Consider the following 18,625-nt stretch of genomic DNA (forward strand, 5'->3'; position numbering starts at 1 on the left):
CCAAAAACTTTTCTTGTTTTTTATCAATGAGTTGTTTTCAAACAGTCTCTTAATTCACAAGGCGACACCCCGTCCCTTGTGAAGGAACAATCAGAGACTGCGTGAAAACAACCCATTAATAAGAAATGGGAAATTTTCAGACGTTATCTTATTCCCTGAACAGGCGATGTCTTTCAAACATTTTCTGAAAGACGCCTTGCCAAGAACTTGTCTCACACCAGTAGGTTACTAGCCGTCACTTTTTAAGCAGCCTCGCATCCGGGAGTATATTCCCCCCGACGCGCAAGGACGGCTGCACAATCAGCTCGCGCGGGCGCGCACCCATTCCTCCACCCCCTCGGGGGGCATGGGACGGGCGAACAGATAACCCTGCATCACGTCGCAATTCAGGTTCTTGAGCATGGTGCATTGCTGCGTGGTTTCCACCCCCTCGGTAACGACCGTCATACCCAGGCGTGAACCGATGCCGATCACCGCTGTCGTCACCGCCTGTGCATTCGCATCATGATCAAGATTCATGATGAAACTACGGTCGATCTTGATTTCGCTCAACGGCAGGCGCGTCAGGCGTGACAGCGATGAATAGCCCGTGCCGAAATCATCCATCGACAAGCCGATGCCAAGGTTGCGGATCGCCGCAAGCACACTCATCGTTTCTTCATTTTCTTCCATCATGACGCTTTCGGTGATCTCCACCGTCAGGCGCTCCGCCGGGAGGCCATGGTCGCGCAGAAGGTTGGCAAGGTATTCCGGCAACAGGCGATCACGGAAATGCCCGGCAGACAGGTTGACCGCCATGGTGGGCACATGGATGCCCGCGCGATCCCACGTCGTCATCTGACGCACGGCCTTTTCCAGCGACCACTTGCCGATCGCCTCGATCTGTCCCGTTTCCTCCGCCACCGCGATGAAGCGGGAGGGATAGATATTGCCCAGCGTGGGATGGTTCCAGCGCGACAGGGCCTCGACCCCGTAAATCATGCCCGTGCTGGATTCTACCTGCGGCTGGTAATGCAGCGTCAGCAGGCCGTCAGCAATGGATTCACGCAATGCCAGCCCCAGCACAAGGCGATCCTGCGCAGCCTTGTTATCCTCGCTGGAGGCGACACGGAACGTACCCGGCCCCTGCTTTTTCGCATTACGCATCGCCTGTTCGGCATAACTCAGCAGGGATTCGCCATCCGGCCCATGCTGCGGATACTGGCTGATGCCGATGCCCACGGTGCCAACGATCTGATTGCCTGCGATTTCGATGGGTTCGCGCAGGCAATCCATGATCTTGCGCGCAAAGTCCGAAACCGTGCTTTCCGTGACGTTAGGCACGATGATGATGAATTCGTTCGCCCCGGAACGGCTGAGGATATAATTGCTGCGTGACAGGCGTTTGAGACGCTCCGCCACGGCCTTGAGGAACCCATCGCCATGGACATGGCCCAACGCGTCATTGATGTCGCGGAAACGGTCGATGTCGATCATGTAAACCGCAAAGCGCGACTCATTGGGCAGGGTAATCATCGTCTTGAGCATCCGGTGGACGACCGAACGGTTCAGGAAACCGGTCACCGGATCATAATTCGACAGTTGGGAGATATGCTGCCGGGCCTCATGCTGTTCAATCACCAGCCCGCAGAAGGGCACGCACCCTTCCACGATTTTCTGTGGCCAGTTGCTCAGCTTGTGCTGGTTGCGCGAATACAGCGCAAAGATACCAAGCGTACGCCCCTTGCGGTTCTTGATCGCCAGCGCCCAGCATGAATGCAGCCCCAGCGACGCCCCCAGTGCAAGATAGCTGTCCCATACGATGGTCGTGGCCTCCGCCGGGTCGGAATCAAGCGCATGCAGGTCGGCCTGCGTCAGGGTCAGCCGCTCCAGCGCCAGCGCGAAACGGCGCGGCAGGCCCGGACCCGAAAGGATCTGGAGGTGGTTATCCTCGTCCAGAAGCATAAGGACCGCGACGGTATTGGGGACGAAACCTTCGACCTCCTGACAGATCATGTCCGCCACGTCCTGGATCATGGTGTCACCAGACAGGGCGTGAAAAACGCTGTTTTGCAGGTCAAGCAGCCGCTTGCGGTGCCCCTCCTCCGTCACGCCCTTCATGAAGGCCATATAATAGCGCTTCTTTTCCGGGCCGATCAGCGCGGTCGAAATCGACATTTCGCCAGAGATGTAATCCCCGGCCTTGCTTTCGAACGTGACCTCACGCGATGTGCCAACGATCTTGTTGATGCCGGTCCGGCGGTTGGCGTCAATATAGCTGTCATGCTGCTGGCGATAGATACTGGGGACAAGGCAACTTACGTTCTTGCCCAGGATCTCTTCCTTGGAATACCCCCACAGATGCTCGGCCGCTGTATTGAAAAAGACAACCATGTTCCTGTCGTCGATGATAACGACACCATCCGATGCCTGCTCCAGCAGGTCGAGGCCAATATGGGAATCCATCGGCAGCAGGGAAGACACGGTCTTTGTATTGATCTCATTCATGGGGTCATGGGTCCACAGTCATCAACAGATCAGGAAATAACGGCGTGACGGACAACGAAGCCTGACATGACGCCACCACACCCGCTCGGGGTGGCCCATGCAATGGGAACAGGTTCGCTTGATACCGAAACGTTATTTCAGGGCAATCCGGCAAATACCGCCCCCTCCGCATCGGGATGACGATATCCAATAAGTTAGCTTAATTTATTCTGTATACTGCTCTCATATATTTATGTACATGAAATACACACGTAAATACAAGGGCATAGGATACCTGTTTCGTGTTTCACGTTTTATTAATGAAACCGCCTGAGTGTTGCAAGGGTAAAGATACATATCCAATGCAATTAAATTGTCACCATTGATACACAAATCAAGGGCGCCATATTCCAGATTTTAAAATTTTCCCTTATATATCAACAAGATAAAAATATATCAGATAACCAGTACCACTGACTGGTTCTTGTGTTCACTTTCTAAAAAGATAATTTTAGTTTTTGTTTAAATTACGACTTCCATGCCGCGTTTTGCACATATTTTGCACAACATGGGATTTCCTGCTTTGCTTCCTGTAATCACCATGAAAAATATAAGAATAATATCCTATACATGACTCAATATTTCCACTTTACTTGAAGGCAACATAGGAATAAAATCCTATGCATAGCAGGGATGCAAAACTACCCAGAACAGGATGCCCTATCGTAATCGGGCAAGTTATTACAAATCCGTAACCTAACCGGCCACTTAGCCCCGCGCGGGCAGCATGCGCTGCAATACCCCGTCGCGGCAGATGATGGCATGATACAGGGCGGCCATCGCATGGCATGCCGCAACCATAATAAGGCCCCAGGCCAGCCAGTAATGGCATTGCCCGAAAATGCGCTGCACCCCCACGCCCATATCGGCAAAGGGGGAATTGATCGGCACGCCAAACGCCATGACGGGCCGCCCACGCGACCATCGCAGCATGTAGCCCACTGCGATTTCCGCCCCCAGCATGACATACAGCAACCAGTGCACCAGACGCACAACCTGATCGGATAAATTCTGGACGGGAAAGCGTATGGCCCGCCCCCCCGTCACGGCCCAGACGATACGGGTCAGGAATGTGGCGGCCAGAAGCACCCCGACCGAAGTATGCGTCATGATCATGCCCACCCGCACCACGGTGCCACGTGGCAGGAAGCCCCACGTCTCCCCCAATGCGAACTGCACCAGCACCATCAACGCCGTCAGCCAGTGGAGCCAGCGTGTCTCCACACTATAACGGGTGGGCAACCGCCCTTCGGGCAATGGCACATGGGATACGGGCATGCGGACCTCAGTTCATGCCGGGCGTGGCGGAGCTGTCGACGCCACCGACATTCATGTTGCTGAAGGTTCCGCCATCGGGCGATCCCATTCCAGGCACACCTTCGCTCGATCCACCGGGGATGGTGCTCTGCGACTGGATGCCACCGCCATCACCGGACCGGTCCGCCGGGGAAATGCCATCCCCCATGCCCATACCTGCCTCGGGCGCGTTATATTGTGACGTCGTGTCACCGGGACCATAATTATCCAGGCGGCTGTCGCCATTATATCCGCCCCCATACTGATTGCCGCCATAGGTCGTGGCGCCGCCCCCGCTGGCCGGACGCGCCTGCGCCATATCTGCCGCACCTGCCATAGCCACCGCCGCAAGCAGCCCCGTCGCCAGCAATCGCCAGTGTGGGGTCTTTCCATATCGGGCCATCTTCTTCATCCTCGCTCGTCGCTCCATCCCTGTCATCATGCCCATGCGTCCCATGATACGCATATGTGCCTGACCACGCGCCACACCTAACAGGACCAATCCGTCTGATGCGAAGGATAGCGCCGTCAGGGGGTAATATCCAACAGTCCCCCCATGCTGGAATGGCACATACGCGCGTCCTGTCGCCGTCAGGCGGGGCGAAAGGAGCGCCCGCCCGATGCCCCATGTCCCCTGCGGTAAGGACAGCATCCCTTGTAATCCCACGATTTGCATGATCCCACCGGCACGCAACGCCACCCCATATGCCCATGCATATCTGCCTGCGCCCCGCATCAGACGCGACCGAGCCATACCGTGGCCGGACGGCTGCCGCCGGGACCGGTTGCGTCACGGGGGCAGGAAGCGCACAGTCGCGCCGCCGTCTTCATGGCAGGATATCGCACGCAAGCGGAGACAACCAATGACCACCCTGTCCACCCTTCCCCTGACACAGATGAAGGTCATATCCGACCTGCTCGCCGCGCCGGTGGGAACGGTCCTCCTCACCTCTGAAATATCCCGTGACGAGCCCAAGATCGTCATCCGCAGCCGCCTTGTCTCCGCCGAGGGGACAAAGCCGGGGCTGATCCTGATGACACCCGAAATGAAGGGATATTTCGCACCGGACGAATTCTGCACCGAATTCGTGCGCAGCGCGCTTGACGTAACCGAGGTGATGCCTGCCATCCTGACAAAGATACTGCCCGGTTTCCGCTATAAGCTGGATGCGGTGGTGCGCGGTGACGTATGGCACCTGCGTGATGAAAAAGGGCAGGATTTCGCGGGTCTCGCCATCGGGTCGGACGAGGAAGAAAGCAAGGTGTTCGGTTATGCCCGGATTACCGATGGCCGCATCGGCGACATCGTACCCGCCACACGCCTTGCCTATCTTGGGCAGCTTGATTTCGCCGCGGCCCCTGCCAAGGTCACTGTGTAAGGGGCGGTCACACCATAAAATCCCGGACGCCATGTCCGCAATGACCGTTTGAACACCCCCCTTACCTCTCCCGACTGATGCGCATATGAAAACGGCCCTGTTCCCAACCCATTCGGGGGCGGGAACAGGGCCGTATCAGCCATATTCAACGAAAAAGATCAGGCGATGGCCTGCTTCCCCTCCAGCTTGCGCGATTCCGGGGTGCGCGGCAGGAAGAAGCGCAGGAAGCGTGCAAGGTTCGGTGCCAGTTTCGGCCGCAGCAGGCGCGGGTCATAACCTGAAAAGCGGCGTTCATTTTCATTAAGGCACAGGTCGACAAAATCACGCAGCGGCATGTCGATGCTTGCCACATCCTTGGTGCCGTTTACGGTGAAGTTGTTGTCCTGTTCATGGACATTCCCCTCGGCATCCATCGTCTTGGCCATGCCGAGACGTTCGTAAACCAGAAACACCCATACCGCGAGGACGCGGGCTTCGAACCACGGGCGCTTCCACATCGGCATCGTCGCGCGGTGCCATGCCAGCCAGTTGGCAAACAGCAGGATATGGCGACATTCCTCCTGCATCACCGGTTCGAACGTATCAATCAGTTCCAGCGGGAAGAAGCCGGAGCGCTTTGCCACCTCGAACAGGCCAAAGGCAAAGAAACTGTCCACACATTCGGAAAAGCCGGTGACAAGGTAGGCCCATTCCACATCACGCGGTTCGTGATAGGTCGGCTCCGACGCCAGGGGGATGCCATAGGCTTCCACCATCTTGGAGAGGACCTCCTTGTGGCGGTTTTCCTCCCACGCATTGCGCGACAGGGCATCCTTCATGTCTGGATCATCAATCAGGCGCGCATAGGCGGCCATGCGCAGCCTGGCCTTGCCCTCGGTCTGGACCGCGATGTCCCAGATCGGCAGCGACGTCACGCGACGCAACGTTTCCGCATCCAGCTTGGGCCATTCGATGACAGAGGGTTTGTAGGGATTGAAGGTCTCGCGGAACATCTCCGCCACGGCACGCTTATGTTCCGCCGAACCGGGTTTCAGCGGTCCGGCAACCGGGCTGGACCAGTGACGGGCGGTGTAATCCGCCTTCGCCACGGCATCAGGGGTGGCCGTGCCGGGGTCCTGCGCCTCTGGCAGGTTGGTATAGATATCTGAAAGTGCGTTCATGTGTCGGCTCGCTGCTCGAAACGGTATCGCGGGAATTCACCGATCGGCTGGCATCAGAAACAACAGCCCGCCGCCATCACGGCATATGGCGCACGGCCATGCGACCGGGCAAGGACCTGTCTTTCGTTGCGCAAGGACGCTGAATTCCGGGCGGACCCTGTTATGCGCCCCACAGGCGGGGGCGGCGGCAGTATGAGGGCTGCCACCACCGCCGCCCTTGTCATGGATCAATGAATGTCGGAGATCTTCTCGATCACGCGCGTCACGAGGCCATATTCGATCGCCTCTGGCGCGGACATCCAGTAATTACGGTCGGTGTCCTTGCAGACCTTCTCGTACGACTGCCCGGTTTCGCGTGCGAACAGGCGGTTAAGGCGTTCGCGCATCTTGATGATCTCGCGCGCTTCGATGTCGATGTCCGTGGCGGGGCCACGCACGCCGCCCATCGGCTGGTGCAGCAGGAAACGCGTGTTGGGCAGGCAGTAACGCCGTTCCCTGTTGCCCGCCGCGTAAATCAGCGCACCGGCCGATGCCACCCATCCGGTGCCGATCATGTTGATCGGGGCCACCGAATCGACAAAGCGGATCATGTCATGGATGGTATCGCCACTTTCGACATGGCCACCGGGCGAATTGACATACACGTCGATCGGCTTGTCCGACGCCCCCGCCAGCGCCAGAAGGCGACCGGTGACATCGCGTGCGATCTTGTCATTGATCGGCCCGAACACCAGCACCTTGCGCTGGTCGAACAGGCGGCTTTCAAGTTCGCTGATGGGCGAGGAGAGCGTGCGGTTACGATCGGGTTCCTCGGTCTCCGGGCCTTGGGGTTCGGGGATATCGGGATCGCGCGGATCCTCGTCATCCATGCGGACGCGATCTTTCGGCTGCATGCCGTTCATTGGGCTCTCCCTCTTTTCCGGGGCTGGCATAGTCATCCCCCTATCCTGCGCTGCCTTGGCCGTGGTGCCAAGCCCTGTCCTGCGATCTGGCCCCGCGTTCAGGCGAAGCGCCCCTCGCTATGACGGGCGGGACAGGGTAGTAGGAAACACGTGTGACATCTGTTTGACGGAGTGGATATGGGCAATCCTGCGCCCGCGCCAAGTTCCGATGCGGTCTTTTTCGTGCGTCGTGGCATCCGGCGCGGTGAACCCGGCACGGGTGCGCGCCTGGCATGCGCCATCGCGACGCTGGCCCTGCTTGGTGGATGCGCGACGGGCCATCGCGATACGGTCGATACGCTGACGGACTGGTACCACAGCCACCAGGGCGGCGTTATCGGACAGCAGCGCCCGCCCCCGCCCGGCGCGCATGATCCCTATCCGCATGTCGGCCTCGGCCCGCGTGAAGCCCCGGTCCTGCCATCACAGGACCTGCGTGACGACATCACCACGAACCTGAGCGAACAGCGCGCCCTGATCCACCGCGAGGATGCGACGATGGGACCGATTCCCTCTGTCGCGGATGTGCCGCCGCCGCCCACCACCACTGCGGCGGGAACGCAGTCGGCCTCCTTTGCCGCGGCGTCTTCCGCCCCGTCCCCCACTGCGGCGCGCCCGGCGCATCAGGCCGGGGGCGACGACACGATTGCAATGCCCGAGGTCAGCACCGCCCTGCCGGGGGAGGCGCAGATCCTGCCCACCACCCTGCCCGCCCTGGCGAAGGCCCCACCCGAACCCGTGACCATTGCCGGAATGGGGACGATCGGCACGAACGAGGGCGTCAGCCGCCGCCTGCCCGATTATCAGCTTGATGACGATCTGGGACGCCCCGTGCGTTTTGACCCGGGGTCAGACCAGATGCAGCATGGGCAGGATCGCACGCTGTCGGACCTTGCCAAGGCGCGCGGTGACGGGACCATCGTCATCAATGGCTATGGCGACGCCACCACCGCCAGCGCGCAGGGACAGGCGCAGGCCATGTCACTTGCGATCCTGCGCAGCCGCACATTGGCGCGGGCGCTGGCGGCGCATGGCGTGCCGGAATCGGCCATCCGCCTGCATGCCAGTGCCTTCGGGACTGGTGCAAGAGTTGGCATCGTGCGCTAATGTATTGGTTGGTCCGCCATCCTGGCGGCCATGGCTTCAGATTCCCAACCCGGCGCGATCCCTGATCCCGCCTGCGTGCAGAGCAGTCCCATGACCGAAGAATTCCATCGCATCCGCCGCCTGCCTCCCTATGTTTTCGCCGAAGTGAACAAGGCCAAGGCCAGCGCGCGAGCCCGCGGGGAAGACATTATCGATCTGGGGATGGGTAATCCCGATACCCCCACACCGTCGCATATCGTTCAAAAACTGGTGGAAACCGTGGCGGACCCGCGTGCGCACCGCTATTCCGTCAGCCGTGGCATCCCCGGCCTGCGCCGTGCGCTGGCGGGGTATTACGAACGCCGTTTCAATGTCGGCCTTGATCCCGAAACCGAAGTAATCGCAACACTGGGGTCCAAGGAAGGGCTGGCGAACCTCGCATCTGCCATCACCAGCCCGGGCGATACGATCCTGGTGCCCAACCCGTCCTATCCGATCCACCAGTTCGGATTCATCATCGCGGGTGCCTCCGTCCGGTCCATTCCCGCCACCCCGGACGAAGAGATGCTGCGCGCGCTTGACCGCGCGGTGCATCATTCGGTGCCCAAACCGACCGCGCTGATCGTCAATTTTCCGTCAAATCCCACCGCATATGTCGCAGACCTCGATTTCTATCGTGAACTCGTCGCCTTTGCGCGCAAGCACGAGATCTGGATCATGTCCGACCTTGCATATGCGGAAATCTATTTCGGGGATCGCGTCCCCCCCTCCATCCTGGAGGTACCGGGGGCCAAGGACATCGCGGTGGAGTTCACCTCCCTGTCCAAGACCTATTCCATGGCGGGATGGCGCATGGGCTTTGCGGCGGGCAACCCGCGGCTGATTTCCGCGCTGACACGTATCAAGTCGTACCTCGATTACGGGGCGTTCACCCCGATCCAGGTGGCCGCTGTCGCCGCACTCAGCGGACCGCAGGACTGTGTCGCGGAAATCCGCAACATCTATCGCGAACGCCGCGATGTGCTGATCCGTGGGCTGCATGCGGCGGGATGGGATGTCCCCTCCCCCGAAGGGTCAATGTTCGCATGGGCGCCCATTCCTGAAAAATTCCGCGAACTCGGCAGTGTCGGCTTTTCCAAGCTGCTGCTTGGCGAAGCGGGCGTCGCGGTCGCGCCCGGCCTTGGCTTTGGCGAACATGGGGAGGGCTTTGTGCGCATCGGCCTGGTGGAAAATACCCAGCGCCTGCGGCAGGCGACACGTGCGATCCGTCATTTCATGACAGAACATAACGCCGTCCCCACACCGCAGCGTGACCCCGCGGTCACGGATTCCGTTTCCTGAACGCCCTCACCCCCCTTACGGAAAAAACATGACTGCTGTTTCTTCATCTGTTGAGCCCACTCCCCTGCGCATCGGTATCGCGGGGCTGGGCACGGTTGGCGCCGGTGTCGTCAAGATGCTGCGTGACAATGCCGCGCTGATTACCGCGCGTGCCGGGCGCCGCCTGATCGTCACGGCGGTCAGCGCACGTGATCGCACGCGTGATCGCGGCGTGGACCTGTCGGATGTCGCATGGTGCGAAAACGCCGCCGACCTTGCCGCCCATCCCGATGTTGATGTCGTGGTCGAACTTGTCGGTGGCGCGGAGGGTATCGCGCGCAAGATCGTCACTGGCGCGCTGGAAAATGGTCGGCCGGTCGTCACCGCGAACAAGGCGCTGATGGCAATCCATGGTGCCGAACTTGCGACACTGGCGCAAAAGGCGGACGTGCCGCTGATGTTCGAGGCGGCGGTCGCAGGCGGCATCCCCGCCATCAAGACCGTGCGCGAGGCGCTGGCCGGGGATCGCATCCTCAAGGTCGGGGGCATCCTTAACGGCACATGCAACTATATCCTGACCGCCATGCGCGAGACGGGACGCGACTTTGCCGACATCCTCGCCGATGCGCAGAAGCTCGGCTATGCCGAGGCAGATCCCTCCACCGATGTCGATGGGGTGGACGCGGCGCACAAGCTTGCGATCCTTGCGGGGCTGTCGTTTGGCCGCCCGGTTGTCTTTGCCTCGGTCTATATCGAGGGTATCCGCCGCATTGGCGCGCTGGACCTGCATTTCGCGCGCGAACTGGGTTATCGCATCAAGCTGCTGGGCATTGCGCGGCAGCATGAAAACGGGATCGAGGCACGGGTCCATCCGTGCCTTGTGCCCAACACGACCCCCATCGCGCAGGTCGATGGCGTGTTCAACGCCGTGGTGGCCGAAGGCGCATTTGTCGGCCGCCTGATGCTGGAGGGACGTGGCGCGGGCGAAGGGCCGACGGCCACCGCCGTCACCGCCGACCTGATCGACATCGCCCGTGGCAACGCCATTCCTGTCTGGGGACGCAGCACCGATGGCCTGACGCAGGCTGTCGCCCTGCCGCGCGCACAGTTTTCGGGCCGGTATTACCTGCGCCTCAATGTTGTGGACCGTCCGGGCGTCCTGGCGGACATCACGGCTGTCCTGCGTGATGATGGCGTGTCGCTGCACACGATGCTGCAACATGCCCATGCGCGTGAAACGTTGCCCGATGACAGCCACAGCGTGCCCCTGGTGCTGATTACCCACCATACCAGCGAGGCCGCGATGCTGCATGCGCTGCGGCACATTGCGCAGCTCAAGTCGGTTCTTGACGAACCGGCCATGATCCGGATCGAGGGGGACTGACCCCTTTTGCACCGCCGCCCGTCCCGCCACCAAGGATTGTTCCATGACCGACGCCCCCGCCCCACGCAGCCCCACCGCAAGACATAGCGCACCGGGGCGCACCATAACGGGAATGCGGGCATGAACATGGGGGGACTGGCGGACGGGCTGCTGGCGACGGCGGCGGACAGCACGGACGATGCCCTGGTCCTGGGGGTAAGTTCCAGCCTGACGGGACGCCGGTGGCTGTGGCGTGATCCCTCGGCCACGCGTGACGCGGGGCGGACGGCGCGCATGGGCATGGCGATCATGCAACAGGCCGGGGTGCCCGAAATCGTCGGACGCATGCTGGCGATGCGTGGCATCGCGCCTGAGGTGGTACAGGATTTCCTGACCCCTACATTACGTGCGCTGATGCCTGACCCCGCTGGCATGATCGACATGGACAAGGCCGCGCAACGTTTGGCGCAGGCCATCACGGCATCGGAAACCGTCGGGGTCTTTGGTGATTACGATGTGGACGGCGCCTGTTCGGCGGCACTGCTGACGCATTTCCTGCGCCAGATGGGCTGCCGTGTCATCACGCACGTCCCCGACCGCATGAACGAAGGATACGGCCCCAACACCCCCGCGATCGAAGCGATGATCGACGATGGCGCGGGCGTGATCGTGTGCGTGGACTGCGGCACGGCGGCGTCGGATATCCTGTCCCCCCTGTCGGCACGGGCGGATATCATCGTGCTGGACCACCACAAGGTGCAGGGGGACCTGCCGCGCATCACCGCGACCGTCAACCCGAACCGGCTGGACTGCCCTTCACGCCTGCATGGGGCGTGCGCGGCGGCCGTGGCGTTCATGGCGGTGGTGGCCACTGCTGGCGTGCTGCGGCGGGAGGGCTGGTTTGAAACGCGGCCCATGCCACAGCTGATGGATTACCTTGATCTGGTGGCATTGGCCAGCGTGTGTGACGTCATGCCGCTGACGGGGTTGAACCGGGCCTTTGTCACGCAGGGCATGAAAATCATGGCACGCCGGCAGCGGACCGGCCTGAACGCACTGCTTGACGTATCCGGCGTCACGGATGACCGGCTGTCATCCAGCACATGCGGCTTCGCCCTTGGCCCACGCATCAATGCGGGGGGACGGATCGCGGAATCCGGGCTGGGGCTGGAACTGCTGCTGTGCGAGGACGCGCTTGAAGCGCGGCGCCTGGCGGAACGCCTTGATGCCGTCAACCGCCGCCGTCAGACGGTGGAGGGCGATATCCTCGACATCGCCATGGACATGGCCGCCCGCCAGCGCGAGGAAGGACACCCTGTCCTGCTGCTATGCGGTCGGGACTGGCACCCCGGCGTGGTCGGGATCGTGGCGGGGCGGGTCAAGGAAAAATTCAACCGCCCCGTCCTGGTCGGTGCGATGCTGGAGGATGGGACGGTCAAGGGGTCGGCACGATCCGTGCCGGGGATCGACCTTGGCACAGCCATCATCGCGGCACGGCAGGCAGGACACCTGACATCGGGGGGAGGGCATGCGATGGCGGCAGGCTTTGGCCTGAATGCCGGGGACATCCCCGCGCTGCATATGTTCCTTGATGAACGCCTGTCACATGCCGCGGCACTGCCGGATGCGGTGGACCTGTGTATCGAAGGCGTCGTGGGCGTAGCCGCCGCAACGGTTGAACTTGCAACCGATATCGGGCGGCTGGCCCCATTCGGGGCGGGTAACGACGAACCGCTGCTGGCGCTGCCGCGGGTGCGCATCCTGCGCGCCGACCGCATCGGGCGGGAGGGCAACACGCTACGACTGCTGATCGAAGGGGAAGGCGGTGGCCCCCGTCTGAAGGCGTTGCTGTTCCGGGCGGGTGACAATCCCATGACGCCCGTGCTGGAGGATCGGAATGCGCCGCCCGTACATCTGGCTGGATGGTTACAGGCCCAGACATGGAACGGCCGTACAACCGCCAGTTTTTTCATCCGCGACGCAGCTTTTGCGAATTAATTTTCATATTCTGATTTCAGGGGGTTGACCGCACCCCCGTGTCAGGATATCTACCCGCTCACGCCTTTAGTCCCGTTCGTCTAGAGGCCTAGGACACCGCCCTTTCACGGCGGCAACACGGGTTCGAATCCCGTACGGGACGCCAATTATTCTAGTGGCTTAGAACTTTGCTCACGGAATAATTAACTGCTTTTGGCCCTCTATCAGGCCCATCGCAAATAAAGACGATAAGCAATATATTACCAGTTAGGCCATTATAAAGCTCATGCTGGATCTAGGCGAAGCTTATCATCAGAGACCGAGTCATTTTCACCCAAATCGACCTAGTGACAGGCCATCTGCTTCCGGCGGCAGTCAGGTATCGCGGCAAGGGTCAATATCAGGTGCGCAAGCGCATCACCGGCAGAGAGAATCCAGCAGACCTTCTCTGCGACCAGCCTCGCCCGAGGCTGACTGGACACGAGATTTGTCCAACTGAAGCTTGCCCAGTTTCAAGACATGCATCCGCTGAAACGCCAGAGCGTCCATGACGGTGGCCGCATGCTCCGTGCGTGCGGAAATGCAGACGCGGGACAATGATCGCAAAGTTCACATCCCCGCCCTTCTTATGACGGGATCATACGGCATACGCTGGTCGATCTGACCATGACGGCCACCCGGAGGCTTTGGGGACCGGCAGGCCGAGCAATATGGCGGTGCCACTGTGATCAAACCATTCAACCTGCTTGAACGGCCCCGGCTCTACCAGAGAGTAAAACTCCCGGAGAATGAGCCCTATGGTAAACAAGAAGACATCGCCTTAATTTGCCAGAGTTCCGTGAACGCGCTGTGCGCCTTCTGAAAGCGCATCAACCGGATTTCCAACATGCATGCCACTTTTGATGACAGGCCTTGCTTCTTCCCTTCCTGCCAAAGCCTTGCGGGATAAATTGGTGCCCCAGACCCCAAACGATGAACCTGCCAGCGCCGCCCTGCTGGACAATATCCGGGCCGAACTCCCAAGCCCAAAAGAGGGGGCACACATCTCGTTCAAGATTAAGTCCCTTGCCAAGCAACGGAGATCAGAAAAACATGGCTAATGAGCCGTCACTCATGGACGAAAAATGGGTCCGCATCATGGGCGAATACGGTTGTGAAGGCGTTTGGCATCGCGACGGATGCGCGACATGTGCGGACGAACTCCCCATCAGCGAGGGATTGCGCGCGCAGCTTCTCTCTTGGGCGAAACGCTATGATGACTATGATTTTCCACCTGAAAAAGACAGCCCACCGTTCGACATGGCAGCCTTCGCCCAAGACGGGCTGGAAATTGCCCGTGCGATCAAGGCGGAATTGCCAGAATGGACCGTCATTTATTTTGATGAGTCCAAAGCTGATTATAAAAACCGCCTTCAACCGCGAGAGCAATATGAGTACGAGGTATGATTGAGCATCATGTCCGTTCCTGATTACCAGCCTCTCATGCTCCCCGTCCTGCGCCTCGCCACCACAGATATTCGCCGTGTGCCGGAAATCGCCGAAGTAATTGCGCACGAGCTTGCATTATCAGTAAAAGATCAGGCTGCATTGCTTCGCAGTGGCACGCAAAAATTACTGACCGACGGCATTCACTGAACCAGAACATATCTGATGAAGGCGGGTCTGCTCTTTTAGAGACTGTTTGAAAAGTCAGGATCGATAACACTCTGAAATTATAAAGGTTTTTGGCGAAGCTTTTTCTAAAAAGCTTCAGAAGACGCCGCCTTTTTGGAAAAAAGCAGCACCCAAAAACTTTGCTTGTTTTTTATCAATGATATGTTTTCAAACAATCTCTTACCCCGCGCGTGGGCAATTCAGGCTGTAGCGCAGTATAAACCAACAAAATCCGGCGAAATGAACATATTGGGATTATCCTCCCGATCGAATGCCCGCAGGAGCTCGCCTTACCTCTACAGGCTGCTAAAATTACTTTTCCACCATGTCATCAATATAAAAACCATGGCACCACATGCCATCCATAAGCCTGCAAGCAAAGCACACACAGCGGCACGCCCATCGTAACATATGCAACTGAAAAGTGCTGCAGCGATAAAGCCCAGGCCGAAAAATGCAATCAGGATTTCCCACCAACCTATTATTTTTCTGTGTTTGTAAAAAGCGACCAGAGCAGATATCTGCACCAATAAATAACTTATCATGATGCATATGGCCCCCACAGTGCCAAAAAATGCATAAACATCCATGCCACCAGAAGGGGATTTCATTATGCCTGGCATGACATCAACAAGGATATATTGTTGAAATAAAATAGAAAAAGTAATACCAACTGGCGAAAATATATAATACAGAATACCTTTCCCATGCAATATCGACGCATCATTAACATATCCAGTCACGATATGGCGCAAGAGATTACTGCATGCAGTGATGGCGGCAACTGTTCCAGCAAAGGCAGAGCCAAGTGCTGCGAACTCAAATACAACCGTACTCCATCCCCCTATATAATGACGTGCCAAATCAGCAAGCGCATTGGATGACATGGCCAAAGCCGACAGACCACCAAGATGCCTTTCAAAACCATATTGAATAACAGCCATGACACCAACGAACATGATGCCGGATATGATGACACTTGCAGTCAGGGCCTGATGCATCAGACGGGGTGAATGTCCATTTTCTGATGACAGGGTCATACAGGATTCAAATCCCGCCCATGAGAGAAAAGCAATGACGACACCTGAAAGAACTGAAGACATTCTTATGGGTTCATACATTACAACAGCCTGTGGAAGGCCTGTATCAGGCTGCATTAAAACAACCGTACACAGATAGATAATCAGGATGATACCTGCACCTTCAATAGCCAGCAAAACATGCATGATGCTTGCGGTCTGGGCGCAAAGTATTATTGCACTGACAAACAAAACAATTACAAAAAACAGGAAAAAATAAGTATTACGCATATCAGGATACAGTGTATGGACGATATCGGACAGAAAAGTGGCTGTTACATTAGGATTGGCCCATGAAAAACTGATATATGCCCCCAGAAGCGCAAGGGATGCGAACCGCCCTACCCGTTTCCCCAATATCCGCTCGACCGTAACGTCCGCCATCCCGATATGACCGTCCAGTGATGCAAGACGGCCGAAGCTATAGGCGATGGATGAAATGCCGATCCAGCCTACTCCATATATCTTCCATAAAGCGGTATGAGTCAGCCCCACCAGAGCCTGCCCATTGGCACACAGGACCACTGTAGGGCTTATGAAAGCCAGAGAAAGAGCCAGAAGCTCGATCAAACCCAGCTTACGATTTGTGTATTCGGGTTCTGATGGAACAGACATTTACGTTTCATCCTGCAAGAAAAAACAAAAACATCGCCATACGGGCATATAACATAAGAAAAATAACCTATTCCGTGCTTTTTAAAATTATCGTTTTTACAACGTAATATTATTGTTGATCTATTTTAAATATGGACCTGTGAAAGGTATTTTCACTTTCATTTTAACATGCATTAATGACATTGTTCACTTTTCACCTATACGTTGTCAAAACGCAACATATATTCCCTGAAATATTCGATATATTTACAATTCATTCATCAGGAAGCTTGAATTTGATATATCTTATATATAAGATTTTTTTGGAAAGAACCGATCAGACACCACGTTCATTCCTCGTGATCTCTCGCGTTTCCTGATCCGGTTCGCGCGCCCAAACGCGCATCTTCCACTCAACTGGAAGAAAGGAATAAAGCCTATGGGTCGTCGGAAAATACCGGAACGGCAGAAGCCGCTTAACCTTGATATGTCACCAGTTGGAATGACGGTGATGACGGCAACACATACGCACGAAGCATGCCATCCCTGTACCCAGGCAACCCTGGCGTTTGGATGTGACTTATTACAGGCATCATCTGCCATCCTGTTCTGGGTCGATTCAGCCCATTTTGTTCAGACAATAGAACTGGCTGGAACCGAAGCTGATCTTCTGCCAGAATATTTCAATAATGGATTTTATACATATGACCCCCTGAATATACGCAAGGTCCTGAATGGATCAAATAATGTGCTTATGCTGGAGCAAGAACGTAATCACAATTCACATGACCATAATCAGATTCACGATACGTTTTTGCAACGCCATGGCATTGTAGACGAAATCAATTTCCTTTTCCGTAATGAGAATGATGCCGTCGCACTATTGAGCGTCATGAAGCGCCAGATTGACCTTACGCCTTTCCCGACTGATTTTCAGTGGGAACCCCTGCGCCGTTATATGGAATTTACCCTTCAGCAGCATCCACAAATGCGTGCGCGTCGGATATGTCGAATCCTGAAAGAAAAATTCTACCTTACGAATAAGGAAGTTGAAGTTGTCTTCCTACTTGAAAAAGGTGCCTCCAACTGGGAAATTTCGGAAATAATGCATATTGGGATCTCGACCGTAAAAACCCATATCGTCAATATATTGAACAAAACTGGCGTGGGCAGCAGGGCAGCAGCCGCAGCTTACATGCGTTCTTTATAAAACTGGATTGGCCAATTAATGAAATACAATACGGGGAAAATAGAACGATACGATAAAATTCGGCATATCCACGATCTCGCTAATACGCAGATCCCCACAAACCGAGCAAAGCATGTAAGCATTGACAGCAGAGATCTGATATAGGCGACAAAGCAGGTCGATCATGTACGACACACTTGCCCGGACAGCCTGCAGTAGGTCAGGGCCGATGCCGGTTGTAACTTCATATCCTGCCCGGTCAAGGTGACATGTAACCGGACCGGGCGTGGTCAGACGGGGGGCAGAAAGGAAAGTGTGCTTGAGTAACTCAACATGTATTTCCACATTCATGGCACTTTCAATCGCTGTGCCACAGACTTCCCCATCACCTTGCGCCGCATGGGTATCGCCAAGGGACAGGAGTGCCCCTTCTACTTCTACCGGCAGATAGAGCACACTCCCCATGGCGACATCACGCAGATCCATATTCCCCCCGACCCGACGTGGCGGCACAACGGAATGAAGGCCCGGTTCCGCCGAGGCCACACCAATCGTGCCTATAAAGGGCTTTAATGGAACACGCGCCCCCTGATGGCCAAAAAGAGCAGGCCCCAAAGTGACGGGATCGTAGCGCCACAGGTAAAGGGAAGGCTCGCGAAACTGGTCCGCCAGCAGACCGAAACCTGGTATGTTCGCAGTCCAGCCCTGTCCCGAGGGATAGAAACGGTTAATGGTTATTTTTAGTGCATCCCCCGGTTCCGCACCCTCCACATAAACTGGTCCGTTAAGGGGATTGATACGTTCAAAATCGAGTGCTGCCAAAGTCTGGGCGGTTGCAGTGGCATCTATCTGCCCGCCAGATGCATCCGCACATTCAAAACACATACTGTCACCAGACCTGACAAAATGTACGGGCATGGTGTCACGGCTCCAGCCAAAGTGCTGTTTATGGCGATGAATGGTGTGCGTACAGGCTTGGCACATCTGACAGGACCTTCTGCAACCTGGGGAGATTAGAGCAGATCCTGTTTGAATGCGTGCCTTCAAACAGGTGAAGATGCT

General features: G+C 57.2%; 16 protein-coding genes and 1 tRNA gene. 10 read left to right on the top strand and 7 right to left on the bottom strand.

Annotated elements, in window-relative coordinates:
- Positions 1-300: 300 nt before the first annotated feature.
- From B7G66_RS02135 to B7G66_RS02145, 3 genes are all read right to left on the bottom strand, one after another.
- A complete protein-coding gene (locus B7G66_RS02135) occupies positions 301-2,487 on the bottom strand; it encodes an EAL domain-containing protein (RefSeq protein WP_003622220.1) in 2,187 nt (728 codons plus the stop codon).
- A 747-nt stretch (positions 2,488-3,234) separates the two neighbouring features.
- Positions 3,235-3,804, bottom strand: a complete 570-nt coding sequence (locus B7G66_RS02140; RefSeq protein WP_003622219.1) for a cytochrome b — start codon at positions 3,802-3,804, stop codon at positions 3,235-3,237.
- Between the two features lie 7 nt (positions 3,805-3,811).
- Positions 3,812-4,489, bottom strand: a complete 678-nt coding sequence (locus tag B7G66_RS02145) for a hypothetical protein (RefSeq protein ID WP_148424774.1) — start codon at positions 4,487-4,489, stop codon at positions 3,812-3,814.
- A 196-nt stretch (positions 4,490-4,685) separates the two neighbouring features.
- Between B7G66_RS02145 and B7G66_RS02150 the strand changes: the two genes are divergently transcribed.
- A complete protein-coding gene (locus B7G66_RS02150; protein WP_003622215.1) occupies positions 4,686-5,201 on the top strand; it encodes a hypothetical protein in 516 nt (171 codons plus the stop codon).
- A gap of 158 nt (positions 5,202-5,359) precedes the next feature.
- Here the strand turns inward: B7G66_RS02150 and B7G66_RS02155 are convergent, their stop codons facing one another.
- Positions 5,360-6,361, bottom strand: a complete 1,002-nt coding sequence (locus B7G66_RS02155; protein WP_003622213.1) for a hypothetical protein — start codon at positions 6,359-6,361, stop codon at positions 5,360-5,362.
- Between the two features lie 227 nt (positions 6,362-6,588).
- A complete protein-coding gene (locus B7G66_RS02160) occupies positions 6,589-7,263 on the bottom strand; it encodes an ATP-dependent Clp protease proteolytic subunit (RefSeq protein ID WP_003622211.1) in 675 nt (224 codons plus the stop codon).
- A gap of 177 nt (positions 7,264-7,440) precedes the next feature.
- Between B7G66_RS02160 and B7G66_RS02165 the strand changes: the two genes are divergently transcribed.
- The 8 genes from B7G66_RS02165 (at position 7,441) to B7G66_RS17075 (ending at position 14,683) form a co-directional block, all read left to right on the top strand.
- Complete coding sequence (locus tag B7G66_RS02165) at positions 7,441-8,409, top strand: OmpA family protein (protein ID WP_003622209.1); 969 nt, start codon at positions 7,441-7,443, stop codon at positions 8,407-8,409.
- 90 nt (positions 8,410-8,499) lie between these two features.
- Entirely contained in the window at positions 8,500-9,729 is a 1,230-nt protein-coding gene (locus tag B7G66_RS02170) for an LL-diaminopimelate aminotransferase (protein ID WP_003622206.1), read from the top strand.
- A 28-nt stretch (positions 9,730-9,757) separates the two neighbouring features.
- Positions 9,758-11,092, top strand: coding sequence for a homoserine dehydrogenase (locus B7G66_RS02175; protein ID WP_003622205.1), 1,335 nt, complete (start codon positions 9,758-9,760; stop codon positions 11,090-11,092).
- Positions 11,093-11,218: 126 nt separating this feature from the next.
- On the top strand, positions 11,219-13,069 hold the full coding sequence (gene recJ / locus B7G66_RS02180) for a single-stranded-DNA-specific exonuclease RecJ (protein WP_003622203.1): 1,851 nt from the start codon (positions 11,219-11,221) through the stop codon (positions 13,067-13,069).
- Between the two features lie 69 nt (positions 13,070-13,138).
- Positions 13,139-13,214: transfer RNA gene (locus tag B7G66_RS02185), tRNA-Glu, on the top strand.
- A gap of 724 nt (positions 13,215-13,938) precedes the next feature.
- Positions 13,939-14,148 carry a hypothetical protein gene (locus B7G66_RS18130; RefSeq protein WP_040511120.1) on the top strand — a complete coding sequence of 70 codons (210 nt, stop codon included), beginning with the start codon at positions 13,939-13,941 and terminating at the stop codon, positions 14,146-14,148.
- Complete coding sequence (locus B7G66_RS02195; protein ID WP_117129803.1) at positions 14,141-14,494, top strand: hypothetical protein; 354 nt, start codon at positions 14,141-14,143, stop codon at positions 14,492-14,494. Before B7G66_RS18130 ends, B7G66_RS02195 begins: the two co-directional genes overlap by 8 nt.
- A 9-nt stretch (positions 14,495-14,503) precedes the next feature.
- Entirely contained in the window at positions 14,504-14,683 is a 180-nt protein-coding gene (locus tag B7G66_RS17075) for a hypothetical protein (protein WP_003622195.1), read from the top strand.
- A 314-nt stretch (positions 14,684-14,997) separates the two neighbouring features.
- Here B7G66_RS17075 and B7G66_RS02200 read toward each other — a convergent pair whose 3' ends face one another.
- Positions 14,998-16,395 (bottom strand): APC family permease, encoded by a 1,398-nt coding sequence (locus B7G66_RS02200; RefSeq protein WP_048858815.1) that lies wholly within the window; start codon positions 16,393-16,395, stop codon positions 14,998-15,000.
- Between the two features lie 418 nt (positions 16,396-16,813).
- On the opposite strand from B7G66_RS02200, the gene B7G66_RS02205 reads away from it, so the two are divergent.
- Positions 16,814-17,584: a helix-turn-helix transcriptional regulator gene (locus tag B7G66_RS02205; RefSeq protein WP_003622191.1), complete on the top strand. Its 771-nt coding sequence runs from the start codon at positions 16,814-16,816 to the stop codon at positions 17,582-17,584.
- 15 nt (positions 17,585-17,599) lie between these two features.
- Here B7G66_RS02205 and B7G66_RS02210 read toward each other — a convergent pair.
- The coding region (locus B7G66_RS02210) for an acetamidase/formamidase family protein (RefSeq protein WP_275404487.1) at positions 17,600-18,625 on the bottom strand (1,026 nt) is incomplete at its 5' end.

The sequence above is a fragment of the Novacetimonas hansenii JCM 7643 genome (genome assembly GCF_000964405.1).
Taxonomy (GTDB): domain Bacteria; phylum Pseudomonadota; class Alphaproteobacteria; order Acetobacterales; family Acetobacteraceae; genus Novacetimonas; species Novacetimonas hansenii.

Coding starts and splice junctions, on each gene's coding strand:
- B7G66_RS02135 (WP_003622220.1), bottom strand. CDS start 2,487: ATGAATGAGATCAATACAAAGACCGTGTCTTCCCTGCTGCCGATGGAT.
- B7G66_RS02140 (WP_003622219.1), bottom strand. CDS start 3,804: ATGCCCGTATCCCATGTGCCATTGCCCGAAGGGCGGTTGCCCACCCGT.
- B7G66_RS02150 (WP_003622215.1), top strand. CDS start 4,686: ATGACCACCCTGTCCACCCTTCCCCTGACACAGATGAAGGTCATATCC.
- B7G66_RS02155 (WP_003622213.1), bottom strand. CDS start 6,361: ATGAACGCACTTTCAGATATCTATACCAACCTGCCAGAGGCGCAGGAC.
- B7G66_RS02160 (WP_003622211.1), bottom strand. CDS start 7,263: ATGAACGGCATGCAGCCGAAAGATCGCGTCCGCATGGATGACGAGGAT.
- B7G66_RS02165 (WP_003622209.1), top strand. CDS start 7,441: ATGGGCAATCCTGCGCCCGCGCCAAGTTCCGATGCGGTCTTTTTCGTG.
- B7G66_RS02170 (WP_003622206.1), top strand. CDS start 8,500: ATGACCGAAGAATTCCATCGCATCCGCCGCCTGCCTCCCTATGTTTTC.
- B7G66_RS02175 (WP_003622205.1), top strand. CDS start 9,758: ATGACTGCTGTTTCTTCATCTGTTGAGCCCACTCCCCTGCGCATCGGT.
- recJ (WP_003622203.1), top strand. CDS start 11,219: ATGGGGGGACTGGCGGACGGGCTGCTGGCGACGGCGGCGGACAGCACG.
- B7G66_RS18130 (WP_040511120.1), top strand. CDS start 13,939: ATGCCACTTTTGATGACAGGCCTTGCTTCTTCCCTTCCTGCCAAAGCC.
- B7G66_RS02195 (WP_117129803.1), top strand. CDS start 14,141: ATGGCTAATGAGCCGTCACTCATGGACGAAAAATGGGTCCGCATCATG.
- B7G66_RS17075 (WP_003622195.1), top strand. CDS start 14,504: ATGTCCGTTCCTGATTACCAGCCTCTCATGCTCCCCGTCCTGCGCCTC.
- B7G66_RS02200 (WP_048858815.1), bottom strand. CDS start 16,395: ATGTCTGTTCCATCAGAACCCGAATACACAAATCGTAAGCTGGGTTTG.
- B7G66_RS02205 (WP_003622191.1), top strand. CDS start 16,814: ATGGGTCGTCGGAAAATACCGGAACGGCAGAAGCCGCTTAACCTTGAT.